The sequence below is a fragment of the Marinobacter vinifirmus genome (assembly GCF_002258215.1).
In the GTDB taxonomy this organism is placed as follows: domain Bacteria; phylum Pseudomonadota; class Gammaproteobacteria; order Pseudomonadales; family Oleiphilaceae; genus Marinobacter; species Marinobacter vinifirmus.
Window position 1 is genome coordinate 43,447 of sequence record NZ_NEFY01000010.1, and the last position, 13,123, is coordinate 56,569.

Genomic DNA, 13,123 nt, shown 5'->3' on the forward strand with positions numbered 1-13,123 from the left:
GCTGACCGAAAGCTACGCGTGGAGCAAACACATGATTTACCCCGTCATTATGGCCGGAGGGACGGGCTCGCGCCTTTGGCCGTTATCCAGGCAACTGAACCCCAAGCAGTTCCTGAAACTGACGGACCAACATCTATCCATGTTGCAGTTGACCGTAGCCCGGCTGGACGGCATGGAGTCGGCCGACCCACTCCTGATCTGCAACGAAGAGCACCGATTTCTGGCGGCTGAGCAAATGCGCCAGGCGGGCTACAAAGATGCCCGAATTATCCTGGAGCCCTGTGGGCGCAACACGGCACCGGCCATCGCTCTGGCAGCACTGAAAGTGGTTAAAAGCATCGATGAAAACCAGAACCCGCTGATGCTGGTCCTGGCCGCAGACCACCTGATCAGGGACATCGCCGCGTTCCAGAGCTGCATCCAGAAGGCCGTGCCCCTGGCTCAGCAGAACAAGCTGGTGACTTTCGGCATAGTACCCGGTCATGCGGAAACCGCTTACGGCTACATTCAGCAAGGCCCAATACTGGCCGACGACAGTTTCAGCGTCAGCCGGTTTGTAGAGAAGCCCGACCAGACAGCTGCGGAAAAATACCTCGCATCCGGTGATTACCTCTGGAACAGCGGCATGTTCCTTTTCGGCGCCCGCACCTACCTTCAGGAACTGCAAAAACACCGCCCGGATATCCTCGCCATCTGCCAGGCTGCGCTGGATGATGCCAGTGAAGACCTGCACTTCACCCGTGTGAACGAGAGTGTATTCGCCGAATGCCCGGAAGACTCCATCGACTACGCCGTAATGGAAAAAACCGACAACGCCGCCGTGGTCTCTCTGGATGCAGGCTGGAGTGATATCGGCTCCTGGTCTGCCCTGTGGGAAGTGAGTGAGAAAGACGCCAATGGCAACTGTTTCTCCGGCGACGTGATCGCCCACAGCACTGAAAGCACTCTGGTGCGGGCAGACAACCGCCTGGTGGCGACCGTGGGCGTGAAAGACCTGGTGATCATCGAAACCAAAGACGCCCTACTGGTTGCCCACAAAGACCAGGTTCAGGATGTGAAGAAAATCGTGGAAGCCATCAAAAACGATGGCCGGCACGAACACATGAACCACCGGGAAGTTTACCGGCCCTGGGGTGTATATGATTCTATCGATAACGGCCACCGCTACCAGGTGAAACGCATCACCGTGAAGCCCGGCGCCAAGCTATCTGTCCAGATGCACCACCACCGGGCAGAACACTGGATTGTGGTCAGCGGCACGGCCAAAGTCACCAACGGCGACGATTCCTATCTGGTCACGGAAAACCAATCCACCTACATTCCGGTCGGCCAGATCCATTGCCTGGAAAACCCCGGTGTGATCGATCTGGAACTGATCGAAGTACAATCCGGATCTTATTTGGGTGAAGACGATATTGTGAGATTTAAGGATCGGTACGGCAAAGCATGAGCAAACTTAAGTATTACCTGATCGCTGGCCTGTTACGTTTTGTCAGTCTTCTACCGCTGGGAACCGCTCAATTCATCGGCAACTGGGCTGGGCTCCTGGCGTGGAAACTAGGCGGCAGGCCACGGAAGATTACCGACATCAATCTGGAAATCTGTCTGCCCGAACTTACGAAAAAGGAACGCCAGGAACTATCCCGGGCTTCTCTGGCTCACACAGGCATGACAGCTTTGGAAATTCCCCTGATGTGGGAATGGCCCGTAGAGAAGTGCCTTGGGTTGATCAAGGAAACCGAGGGTCTGGAACTGGTTGACGAAGCCCTGGCGACGGGCAAAGGCTTAATCTTGCTCGCGCCGCACCTGGGCAACTGGGAGCTGACCGGCCTGTTTTTCTCCTCCCGCTACAAAATGGCAGCGCTCTATAGCCCTCCGCACATCAAGGAATTCGAGGATTATATGATTCGGGTGAGAGGACGCCTTGGTTCCGAACTGGTGCGCGGCGACCGTAGAGGGCTGATGCGACTGATGGGCATTTTGAAGGAAGGCGGTGTAGCCGGCATTCTCCCGGACCAGTCACCCCGTGGCAAAACCAACGCCTACGCGCCCTTTTTCGGCATGGAGGTGATGACCATGACACTGGTAGGGAAACTGGTTCAGAAAACCGGAGCCAACGTGCTGGTTACCTACGCCCAACGCCTGCCCAACGGCGAAGGCTTCAAGATTCTGGTCACTCCGGCGGAGCCTGGCATTGGTGCCGATGATGCAGTGGCCGGCGCCACCGCCTTGAATCAATCCGTGGAAAAGGTGGTACGAATGGCCCCTGAGCAGTACCAGTGGGAGTACAAACGTATGCGGCACCGGCCACCGGGGAATCCGAATCCTTATAAGCCCGGACAGATTTGTCAGTAACCAGCTATCAGTTGCGCTCGGCCAGAACTTTGCGATAGAGCTCACAGTAGCGACGACCGATAGCTTCAGGGCTGAAGTTTTTCAGGCCCTCAAGTGCCTTGGTCGCCAAGCCTTCCGCCAGAGCTGGCTCTTCAAGCAATTCCTGAATGGCAGAGGCCAAAGCTTCAGAGTCGCCGGCAGGTACTAAAAGCCCATTTTCGCGATCCTTGATCAGATCCGGTATGCCTCCGGCGCTCGCGCCGATCACAGGCACCCGATGTTGCATGGCTTCCAGGATGGTGGAACCCAGCCCCTCTGAGAGCGACGGGAACACAAAAACGTCCAGCGCAGCCAACCAGTCCCCAACATCGTCCCGATGACCCAGAAAGCTGATGTTCGGCAAGGCCTCCGCGAGCTCTTTGAGCCAATCTTCATCAGGGCCCTCACCCAGAAACACAAAATGCAGGTCCGGGGCGGAGTCCAGCAACTTTCGTGCAGCGTTAATCGTGACCTGATATCCCTTGTGCTTCAGCAATCGACCAACCTGCCCCACGAGCCGCTTGCCAGGATATTGGCTTCGTATTGCTCTCACACGCCGAGGCTCTGCAGGAAATGCGGAAAAACTTGATGGGATGACAACGGTATTGGCAGATTCCAAGCGCTGGCTGACAATGCGCCGGATAGCGGAGCTCAGGCACACCACTGTTTGCGCCCGACTATAGGCACTGGTAGTCAGCCGACCACTGCCAATAGGGTTGTCAACGCGCCTTGTAATAATATAAGGCGTTCCGCGAACGACGGATTCAATCCAGCCCCAGTATACCGCCTTGCCATCGTGACAATGAACCAGGTCCCAGCCACCTCCACTATGCCCGAGAACAAAGTGGGAGCATTCCCGAACCCCGAGATTAGGGGTGCCCTTCAGCTCACTGAAAAGACGACTTCCCGGCCGCGCTATCAGCGTTTGACAAATATTCTGACCAGCGAGCTCCCGGATCAGGTTAACCGTCTGTCGTTCGCCACCGGAGAAGCCCCCGGCCAGATTTACATGGCAAATGTGCATACCAACTCGGCCCAGTCGATGTTTTAATGGCGGCAGTGTAAGAGATCGACCTTAAAAAGGACATAACACCGTGAAGCTACTCGTAATCAGCTCCTATGTAGACACCTGGAATTCGGTTCGTCCGGAAGCCGAAATGCTTATCGGGCTCGCAAAGCTCGGTGTCGAAGTTGAGCTGATGACACAACCCGATGCAGAGTATCGCTCTCGCTTTGAAACCAACGGAATCAAGGTACACGGTTTCCATCCGAGAAAGAAAATTGAACCTGAAGCCATTCGCAGAATCCGCCAGCTTCTGAAAGAAGGCGAGTTCGACGCCGTTTACTGTTTTAACAACAAAGCCATCGCCAACACCAACCTTGCGGCCATCGGCCTGCCAGTCAAAGTTATGACCTATCGAGGCCAAACCGGCAATATCAGCCGCTGGGACCCAAGCGGCTACCTCACCCATCTCAGCCCGAGAGTGGATCGGATTATCTGTGTTTCCAAAGCAACCCGCGATGACCTTCAAAAGCACGTCTGGGGCAACAAAAACAAAGTGTGCACGGTCTATAAAGGCCACGATCTCGACTGGTACCAGGATACGCCGGTAGACCTCAAACAATTTGGAGTACCGGATGGCGCCTTTGTGATTGGGTCGGTGGCAAACATCCGCCCCAGAAAAGGACTGCCAATTCTGCTGAAAGCCACACACATGTTACCCCGGGACAGCAACATCCACTTACTTCTCGTGGGACGGGGAATGGACAATCCAGAGGTTCAGGCGCTAATCCAGGCCAGCCCGATGGCCGACAGGATTCACCTGACTGGATTCAGAAAAGACGCGCCGGCCATCATTGCGTCCTGTCAGGTATCCGTGCTGGCGTCAACCAAACGAGAGGGGCTTCCTAAAACGGTAATTGAAGCTATGGCCTATGGTGTTGCACCAATCGTCAGTGATACCGGAGGGAGTGCGGAGCTCATTGAAGATGGCGTTTCCGGCATACGCGTAACGCCCGGTAGCGCTGAAGAAATTGCTGCCGGCATTCAGCGGCTGCATGAATCCCCAGATCTATGCGCCAATATGGGCGAAAGCGCCCAAAAAAGGATCGCCTCGCACTTTCATGTACAGCAGTCGTCTGAAGCCCTTTTGAAGGTGCTGAACGAAACCGTCAGCGGCGAGTTTTAATCCAGAGCGCTGCGTATTTGTTGAAGGCATAAATGGCGGTGGTGACGGCCAGCAAAAACCCATGCCGGCCGTCCAAAAACCCTCTTTGAAGCAGATACTTCCGGACAAACGCTCCAAGGCTGTGGCTACAGGCAGAGAACAGTGAGGCTTTCTTGCCACGACGGGCCCGGCCCTCAGCCCAATCCTCCGCATATCGAACGGATTTCGCCATGTAGTCCGGGAAATTAGTGGCGGTATAGTGCAGCAAATCCCCGTCAAGCGTTTCTGCGCTGGCATCGGGGCAGTGAACCTTTTCATGCACCAGAGCGTCGTCATACCCGTATTCTTCACGGCGGTACAACCGGACTACTTTATCGGGATACCAGCCAGAGTGCCGGATGAAACGGCCAAAAAACCACGACAACCGCTTTACCTGAAACACCTTCTTCGCCGGAGCCTGTTCGATGGCGCGCTGAATGGATGAGGCCAGTTCCGGGGTGACCACTTCGTCGGTATCGATCCAGAACAACCACTCACCCTGCACGTGGCCCTGAGCTCTCTGGCGCTGCGGACCAAAGCCTGGCCAGTCGTCAGACCGGAAAATGCGCGCGCCAAACTGCTCCGCGATGGCCAGCGTATCGTCCGTCGAACCGGAATCCAGAATCACAACCTCATCGGCGAACGCCAGGCTCTCCAGGCACTTGGCGAATTCAGGCCCGGCATTTTTGGTGATCAGTACCGCGCTGAGTTTCACTGGCACGCCTCCAGAACCCGCTGCACCGAAATGCCCGTCAGACAGTTGTAATGGCCGAAACGGCAGGTGCGCTCAAAGCAGGGGCTGCACTCCACCGGATGCCGGACAATCGTCGCCTTATCCGTCAGCGGCGGAGTGAAATCGGGGCTGGTGGAACCGTAGATGGCAACCACTTCAGCACCCGAGGCCGCAGCCACATGCATCAAACCGGAATCGTGACTGACCACTTTGCGGCAATGACTGAACAGGTCCACGGTATCTTCCAGGCGGGTTTTACCGCAAAGGTTGAACACGCTTTCCTGACCATTGGCAATCTCGTCACCCGACTCAACATCTTTCGGACCACCCATAATCCAGACCTGAAAGCCCTGCTGCACCAGTTTTTCAGCGAGCGCCCGGTGGTTTTCAAGGGGCCACTGCTTTGCCGGGCCGAACTCCGCACCGGGGCAGATCGCAATGACGGGACATTCCGGGTCCAGGCCCAGTTTGCCCATCACGTCTTTCAGGTTCGCCTTGTCGATCGTCAGTGACGGTTGTGGCACATCAAACTGATAGTTCTCGTAATCCGCCTTGCTGGCCCCAAGCCCCATGTAACGCCACACGGTTTTGTCGGTGATGGTAGAGCCGTCTCGGGTTGGGTGTCTGCGCCGGGCATCGGTCAGCAGAATCGAACGCCCTTCCCCGCTGAAGCCAACCCGCTCGGGAATGCCTGCAAAGAAAGGAATCAAAGCGGACTTGAACGAACGCGGCAGGACAATCGCTTTATCGTACCCTTTCAGCGTTCGGGCCAATCGCCACTGGGCCTTCAGGGCCAGCTCACCACTTTTCCAGGGTGCCGCAATACCTTTGTTTACCTCTGGCATCCGAGCGATGATCGGAAGCGACCACCCGGGGGCCAACACGTCGATTTCTGCTTGCGGGTCCTGATGCTTGAGGGACATGAACAGCGCCTGAGCCATAACCATGTCACCCACCCAAGACGGGCCAACCACCAGATATTTCATCGATCCAGCCAAGCCAGGTAGGCCGCTACACCATTGGCAACGTCAGTGAACGAATCGGTATAGCCCGCATCACGCAACGCACTGACATCCGCCTGGGTGAAGCTCTGATAGCGGCCTTTCAGCTCATCCGGGAAAGGGATGAACTCCACCTTGCCCTTACCGTGGTACTGAATGACTGCCTCCGCCACCTCCAGGAACGACTGGGCACGGCCGGTGCCCAGGTTGAAAATGCCGGACTGGTCCGGATTATCATAGAACCACAGGTTCACCTTGCACACGTCGTCTACATATACAAAGTCACGCTGTTGCCCACCGTCAGAATAGCCATCCCAACCTTGGAACAGCTTGGGATTCTGGCCAGCTTTGATCTGTTCGTGCAGGTGATAGGCCACGGACGCCATCTTGCCCTTGTGCTGCTCTCTGGGGCCGTAGACGTTGAAGTAACGGAAGCCGACAATCTGGCTACGGGCAGACGGCAGAATCGTGCGCACGTACTGGTCAAACTGCCACTTGGAATAGCCATAGACGTTCAGTGGCCGTTCGCACTCGCGCGCTTCCCGGAACTCATCGCTGGCGCCGTAGACCGCCGCACTGGAGGCGTAGAGAAAAGGCACTTTGTGGTCCAGGCACCAATGCAGCAACACCTTGGAGTAGGTGTAGTTGTTCTCCATCATGAACTTGCCGTCCCACTCGGTGGTGTCTGAACACGCCCCTTCGTGGAAGATCGCCCGGATGCCCACCGGCAGGTCATTCGCCTTAACCCGCTCCAGGAACTCGCCTTTGTCCATGTAATCGGTGATATCCAGTTCCGCCAGATTACGGAAATAGGTGCCGTCGGTCAGATCGTCAACAACGAGAATGTCTGTCTCGCCCCGCTGATTAAGTGCGTGGACAATGTTCGCTCCGATGAAACCGGCACCGCCAGTGACGACAATCATGGTAAGGCTCCTGAAAATTCCGTGCGGGCGGGCCTGACAACGGCCCGGAATATGGCTGCCATCTTAACCTCTTTTACCCATAGCTAAAACCGCCAAAACCATTCACATCAGTGGCGAAGAACACTGTGAACACTGCATTAACAGCCGTTTAGTACGGAAAAAAGCATATGGGACGCCTTAAGCCACCATGGTACACTTTGCGCCTTCTAGCCGGTGCCGTGAAACACCGGCGCGCCCAGATGAAAGCTAACACCGGAGGCTCCCATGTCCCAGCCAAGCAGCTACCTCGCCACTCTGGAACGGCACCGCAAAACCTTTGCCATTCTGGAAGAGTATCAAGAAGTGGCGGAACAACTGCTCGAGCTTACCCGGCAGTGCCTGAAAAGCGGCGGCAAGGTCATCTTTATGGGTAACGGCGGCAGTGCAGCAGACTCTCAGCACTTGGCGGCCGAGTTTATGGTTCGCTACAAGAAAGAGCGCGGCCCGTTAGCGTCCATCGCGCTGACTACAGACACCTCGATTCTGACCGCGCACCCCAATGACTACGAGTTTGAAACCGTGTTCGAGCGGCAAGTGCTGGGGCTGGGCAAGCCTGAGGATCTGGTGATCGGCCTGACCACCTCCGGCCAGAGCGAGAACATCAACCGGGCCCTGAAAGCCGCCAACGAACTTGGCGCCGGAACCGTTGCCCTCACTGGCAGAGACGGCGGCAAGGTAAAAGACATCGCCAAATTGTCCATCATCATCAACAGTGACGAAACCGCCCGCATCCAGGAGGCCCACATGTTCATTGGCCACTGGCTGTGTGAAGCAATGGATGAGGTGGTGCTGTCCGGAGGCCTTGACTGATGCTTGACCTGGCCCGGCTGAACCAACTTCAGAACGCCTCTGTGCTGGTGATTGGCGATGTCATGCTCGATCGCTATTTCATCGGTGACACCAACCGCATTTCACCGGAAGCACCGGTGCCGGTGGTACGTGTCGCCCACACAGAAGACCGGGCCGGCGGTGCCGCCAACGTTGCCAGAAACATTGCCCACCTTGACGGCCAGGCCGCCATTCTGGGCATCATCGGCAACGACACAGACGGTCGTTTGCTGAAGGATCTTCTGGTCAAGGAAAAGGTCCATTCCGAGCTTCTGGAACTGGACGACGCACGCACCATATCCAAAACCCGTATTATCTCCCGCCATCAACAGATGGTTCGGCTCGACATGGAAGATACCTTCCCCGTCGCCCAAGCCGAGAGCGTCAAAAAACGTTACGGCGAGCTGGTTGAGCAATACAATACCGTCATCATCAGCGACTACGCCAAAGGCACCCTCGCCTGTGTTGGCGACTTGATCCAGACTGCACGAAAGGCCGGCAAGCAAGTGCTGGTGGACCCGAAAAGCAAGGATTTCTCCCTGTACCGGGGCGCCACAGTCATCACCCCGAACCTGACCGAATTCAAGGCGGCCGGTGGGGAAGCCTCATCCGATGAAGCGATGCTGAGTTCTGCCCGCGCCATGCTGGCCGAAGCGGGTATCGATACCATGCTGCTGACCCGTAGCGAACAAGGCATGAGCCTGATAACCCAGACTGAACATCACCATTTCCCGGCGGAAGTCCTGGAAGTGAGTGACGTCACCGGTGCCGGTGACACCGTGATCGCCACTCTGGGCACCTTGCTGAGCGCCGGGTTCGAATTGAAAGACGCGGCCTGGCTGTCCAACCTTGCGGCTGGCATTGTGGTCGCCAAACTAGGCGCCGCCACCGTTTCCCCGGAAGAGCTGGCAGCCCGCGCAAGCCACCAGTGGTCGGCCAAAACCAGCGGCTACCACCCCAGTGTCGAGCAGAGCCTGCTGCACATTGATTACGCCCGACAACAGGGCGAACGGATTGTCTTTACCAACGGTTGCTTCGACATTCTGCACGCCGGCCATGTGCGCTACCTGGCCCAGGCCCGGGCGCTCGGTGACCGACTAGTTGTCGGGCTGAACTCCGATGCCTCCGTGCGTCGCCTGAAGGGCGAAGAACGCCCGGTAAACTCACTGGAAGACCGGATGGAAGTGCTATCCGCCTTGGCCTGTGTGGACTGGGTCATCCCCTTCGGCGACAACACTGAGGAGAACGACACCCCGGAGCAACTCATCAAACGGGTGAATCCGCAGGTGCTCGCCAAAGGCGGCGATTACTCAATCGACACCATCGTCGGCGCCGACTTTGTTCAGCAAAACGGCGGTGAGGTTGCCATCCTGCCCACAGTTGAAGGCCGTTCCACCACCGGGCTGATCAAGAAAGTTCGAGGCTGATTTGTCTGCGCCACGCTCCATCTGCCTGCTGCGCCTGTCGGCCATTGGTGACACCTGCAACGCCGCTGCAGTGGTTCATGCTATCCGGCAGCATTACCCGGAAGCTGAGATCACCTGGGTGATCGGCAAGGCTGAAGCCGCGCTGATGACAGGCATGGACGGCGTCAACTTTGTTGTGTTTGACAAGAAACAGGGCCTGGCCGCATTCCGCAACCTTCGGCGCCAGCTCCAGGGCAAACGATTTGACGCCCTTCTGCTAATGCAAGTTGCGCTGCGAGCGAACCTCGCCAGTTTGTGCATATCCGCCAAACGACGAATCGGCTACGACAAAGCCAAGAGCAAAGAGCTGCACAGCCTGTTTATCAACGAGCGGATCGAGCCAACGGACAAGGTCCACGTGCTGGACAATTTCCGGCAGTTCCAGAAAACGCTGGGCATCCCCCTCGAAGCACCCGACTGGAACATTCCGGTTAATGCGGAAGAGCGGGACTGGGCCAAAGCCCAGCTCGACCCGGGCACCCGCAAACACCTTATTATCACCCCCGCCGCCTCCAACGCCGAGCGCAACTGGCTGCCCGAGCGATACGCGGCCGTGGCTGACCATGCCGCCAGTCAGGGTTTTTCCGTGTATCTGTGTGGCGGGCCGGCCGATCATGAAAAGCAATTGGCGGCCAACATTCAGGGCCAGGCCAAACACTCCCTGCATAACCTGGTTGGCCAGTCGAGCCTGAAGCAATTGTTCGCCCTGATTGGCGAGGCCAGCCTTGTGCTCGCACCAGACACCGGCCCGGCCCACATGGCCGTTGCCGCCGGCACGCCCGTTATTGGCCTGTATGCTCACAGCAACCCGAAACGTACCGGTCCCTACCTTTGGCAAAACTACGTGGTAGACGCCTACACCCCCGCCCTGAAACAGGTGCGAGGGGAAACGCCGGAACAAAGCCGCTGGGGCCAGAGGCTCAAGGGCAAAGAACTGATGGAGAACATCACGACGGAACACGTTATCGACATGTTGGACCGCTATATTCAGGAACAGAACCTATGACCAACAAAGCCGTATTTCTGGACCGGGATGGCGTGATCAACGTGGATCACGGCTATGTTTATCGCAAAGAAGATTTCGAGTTTGTCGATGGTATATTCGAGGCCTGCCGGCACTTCCAGGAACAGGGTTATCTGCTGATTGTCGTCACCAACCAGTCCGGCATTGCCCGAGGCATGTACTCAGAAGCTCAATTCCAGGAGCTAACAGACTGGATGGTAGAACGATTCAAGGAACAGGGTGTGACCATCACCAAGGTTTATCATTGCCCCCACCATCCGGACTTTGGGCCTGCTGATGAACGAGACTGTGATTGCAGGAAGCCTAAGCCGGGGATGATATTGAGGGGGATTGAGGAGTTTGATTTGGACCCGGCGGAGTGCATTATGGTCGGGGATAAACCAAGTGACGTTGCAGCAGCGGAACGAGCCGGTATCGGCACAAAGGTAAGGGTGTTGACTGGCAGCCTCCTTGTGACGTTGCCGAACAACGAGGCATCACTATCTCTGCTAACGCATATTGGCCAGATTATCCACGATAGATCATCGGTCTAGTGTGATTACACAAGACCAAATAGAAAGGTAAGGAACGGGAATGCCACATCAGCCTTCAATTGAGATTTCTGGCAATTCGGGATGCACCGTAAGGCTGCTTACTCATGACCAGCGAATCATGGTTGAAAAAGAATGCGCACTCCCGTCGTATATTCCGCGTCTCCAGGCACAAATTCGCAAACAAGACAACTTCCGACACGCACTCACGAACCCTGCCATAATAGTCCCAGAACTCTATGATGAAGCGGATAATCCCGGCCTCTATTCCGCACGAATGGAATTTCTACCCTACCTGAACTTCATCGACTTCCTTGGCGTTTGTTCCGTGCCTGCGTTAATGCAAAGTATCAAAGCAATCGAAGGCTTCATCGATCACAACCTGCGAACCGAATACCAAACAGTTAATACGTCGGCTTTGTTAAAGCTGGATGAAATCTCTCGCAACGTTTCAGGGGAGCCTCACAAACAAGAGATCGACCAGCTCTTCGGGAATAAATTGCGTGACCGATTAACAAAAAAAGAAATTAATATTCCGAATGGTTGGTGTCACGGCGATTTTACCCTGTCCAACATCGTTTTTTCTGCCAATGGTAATTGCATCGGCCTATTCGATTTCCTGGACAGCTACATCGACTCCCCAATCATGGACCTAGTCAAGCTTCGACAGGATACACACCTTCACTGGTCTCTCACCAAGTCCAAAAAGCCATTCTCTCATCTTCGAGTCTGCCAAGGCCTCCGGCAATTGGATATATTTACAAAAAGTAAGCTTTCAGCTCTCGGAATCTCCGGGAAAGAGTACAACATACTCCAATCTGTCAACGTTCTAAGAATTTTGCCGTACGCCAACGACACAACCACTTTAAATTTCATTCAAACATCCCTGAAGACTCTGGAGGACTAAATGCACCTTATTCTGCCAGTTGCTGGAAGCTCATCACGGTTCCCAGACATGAAACCAAAATGGCTCCTTACTCACCCCAGGGGCCACATGATGATTGTTGAAGCGATCAAGAAGCTGGACCTGGATAAATTTGAAAGTATCAACTTGATCTGCTTACAGGAGCATGAAGACAAACATTCCGTAAGAATCGCGATTGAAACTCAGTTTGATGAAATTGGCCACAGAGACAAACTTCGTTTTATCATGCTGGAAGAACGCACACGAAACCAGCCCGAGACGGTTTATCAAGGACTCAAGACTGCGGGCATCACCGGTCCAATATTCATTAAAGACTCTGACAACCAGTTCTCTGCTCCCATGAGGGAGGGAAACCACGTCTGTTGTCTGGATCTCCACGAGCTAGAAACCGTTAACGCACGAAACAAAAGCTATATAGACATTGATGAGTATGGCTTTGTCCAAAATATTGTTGAGAAAAAGATCGTTAGCTCAACATTCTGTGTGGGAGGCTACGTTTTTGAGTCAGCCCAAACCTTTATGGACACTTATGAAAAACTGAGCAGCGACTCTCCCGACCTTTACATATCTAACATTATCTATCAGATGCTCCTGGACGGCCATACGTTCAACGCCCTGCATAGTGAAGATTATTGTGACTGGGGAACGATTCGCGAATGGAATCAATATAAGGCTCAATACTCTACGCTTTTCGTAGACCTTGATGGAACCCTGGTAGAGAACTCGGCCCAGTACAACTCACCGTACTGGGGCGAAACAAATGGCATAACAAAGAATATTCAGGTCCTGAACAAACTACACAAATCTGGAAAGGTTCAGATAATTATCACTACATCGCGGAAGGAAAGCTTTCGAGAAGCAACCATCAAGCAACTTAAGCGTCTAAATATTCCTTACGATGATATTATTTTTGGCTTGGTGCATGGCCGGAGAATCGTAATCAATGATTACGCAAGAACAAACCCGTTCAAAAGCTGTGACGCAATAAATATCAAACGCAACAGCGACGACCTCAAAGAAATGCTTGAAGAGTCTATTGGCTTTGATATTGGCATATGAAACCTGGTACGAGCA

The 13,123-nt window shown here is 54.9% G+C and carries 13 protein-coding genes; 9 read left to right on the forward strand and 4 right to left on the reverse strand.

Annotation, left to right across the window (positions count from 1 at the left end; translation table 11 throughout):
* Nucleotides 1-31 precede the first annotated feature (31 nt).
* Together B9Q17_RS12715 and B9Q17_RS12720 are read left to right on the forward strand one after the other, a co-directional pair.
* Entirely contained in the window at nucleotides 32-1,450 is a 1,419-nt protein-coding gene (locus B9Q17_RS12715; protein ID WP_094625535.1) for a mannose-1-phosphate guanylyltransferase/mannose-6-phosphate isomerase, read from the forward strand.
* On the forward strand, nucleotides 1,447-2,355 hold the full coding sequence (locus B9Q17_RS12720) for a lysophospholipid acyltransferase family protein (protein WP_022989908.1): 909 nt from the start codon (nucleotides 1,447-1,449) through the stop codon (nucleotides 2,353-2,355). Before B9Q17_RS12715 ends, B9Q17_RS12720 begins: the two co-directional genes overlap by 4 nt.
* Before the next feature lie 7 nt (nucleotides 2,356-2,362).
* On the opposite strand, the gene B9Q17_RS12725 is transcribed toward B9Q17_RS12720, so the two are convergent.
* A complete protein-coding gene (locus B9Q17_RS12725) occupies nucleotides 2,363-3,397 on the reverse strand; it encodes a glycosyltransferase family 4 protein (RefSeq protein ID WP_036219914.1) in 1,035 nt (344 codons plus the stop codon).
* A gap of 70 nt (nucleotides 3,398-3,467) precedes the next feature.
* Here B9Q17_RS12725 and B9Q17_RS12730 point away from each other — a divergent pair, with 70 nt between their 5' ends.
* Entirely contained in the window at nucleotides 3,468-4,562 is a 1,095-nt protein-coding gene (locus tag B9Q17_RS12730; RefSeq protein ID WP_036219916.1) for a glycosyltransferase family 4 protein, read from the forward strand.
* On the opposite strand, the gene B9Q17_RS12735 is transcribed toward B9Q17_RS12730, so the two are convergent.
* From B9Q17_RS12735 to rfaD, 3 genes are read right to left on the reverse strand one after another with little or no spacing between them, the layout of a single operon-like run.
* Nucleotides 4,546-5,295, reverse strand: a complete 750-nt coding sequence (locus B9Q17_RS12735; RefSeq protein ID WP_022989912.1) for a glycosyltransferase family 2 protein — start codon at nucleotides 5,293-5,295, stop codon at nucleotides 4,546-4,548. The genes B9Q17_RS12730 and B9Q17_RS12735 overlap by 17 nt on opposite strands.
* A complete protein-coding gene (gene waaF, locus B9Q17_RS12740; protein WP_022989913.1) occupies nucleotides 5,292-6,299 on the reverse strand; it encodes a lipopolysaccharide heptosyltransferase II in 1,008 nt (335 codons plus the stop codon). Before waaF ends, B9Q17_RS12735 begins: the two co-directional genes overlap by 4 nt.
* Nucleotides 6,296-7,237: an ADP-glyceromanno-heptose 6-epimerase gene (gene rfaD / locus B9Q17_RS12745; protein ID WP_022989914.1), complete on the reverse strand. Its 942-nt coding sequence runs from the start codon at nucleotides 7,235-7,237 to the stop codon at nucleotides 6,296-6,298. Before rfaD ends, waaF begins: the two co-directional genes overlap by 4 nt.
* Before the next feature lie 264 nt (nucleotides 7,238-7,501).
* Between rfaD and B9Q17_RS12750 the strand changes: the two genes are divergently transcribed.
* The 6 genes from B9Q17_RS12750 to B9Q17_RS12775 are packed head-to-tail and all read left to right on the forward strand — an operon-like array spanning nucleotide 7,502 to nucleotide 13,108.
* On the forward strand, nucleotides 7,502-8,086 hold the full coding sequence (locus tag B9Q17_RS12750; protein ID WP_022989915.1) for a D-sedoheptulose-7-phosphate isomerase: 585 nt from the start codon (nucleotides 7,502-7,504) through the stop codon (nucleotides 8,084-8,086).
* On the forward strand, nucleotides 8,083-9,531 hold the full coding sequence (gene hldE, locus B9Q17_RS12755) for a bifunctional D-glycero-beta-D-manno-heptose-7-phosphate kinase/D-glycero-beta-D-manno-heptose 1-phosphate adenylyltransferase HldE (RefSeq protein ID WP_413771526.1): 1,449 nt from the start codon (nucleotides 8,083-8,085) through the stop codon (nucleotides 9,529-9,531). The genes B9Q17_RS12750 and hldE overlap by 4 nt, the downstream gene beginning before the upstream one ends.
* A 1-nt stretch (nucleotide 9,532) precedes the next feature.
* The gene (locus B9Q17_RS12760; protein WP_094625499.1) at nucleotides 9,533-10,576 is read left to right on the forward strand and encodes a glycosyltransferase family 9 protein; all 1,044 of its coding nucleotides are present in this window, start codon (nucleotides 9,533-9,535) and stop codon (nucleotides 10,574-10,576) included.
* Nucleotides 10,573-11,127 carry a D-glycero-beta-D-manno-heptose 1,7-bisphosphate 7-phosphatase gene (gene gmhB, locus B9Q17_RS12765; protein ID WP_094625500.1) on the forward strand — a complete coding sequence of 185 codons (555 nt, stop codon included), beginning with the start codon at nucleotides 10,573-10,575 and terminating at the stop codon, nucleotides 11,125-11,127. The genes B9Q17_RS12760 and gmhB overlap by 4 nt, the downstream gene beginning before the upstream one ends.
* Before the next feature lie 40 nt (nucleotides 11,128-11,167).
* Complete coding sequence (locus B9Q17_RS12770; protein ID WP_094625501.1) at nucleotides 11,168-12,031, forward strand: aminoglycoside phosphotransferase family protein; 864 nt, start codon at nucleotides 11,168-11,170, stop codon at nucleotides 12,029-12,031.
* Nucleotides 12,032-13,108: a hypothetical protein gene (locus tag B9Q17_RS12775; protein ID WP_094625502.1), complete on the forward strand. Its 1,077-nt coding sequence runs from the start codon at nucleotides 12,032-12,034 to the stop codon at nucleotides 13,106-13,108. It begins immediately after the preceding gene.
* Nucleotides 13,109-13,123 lie beyond the last annotated feature (15 nt).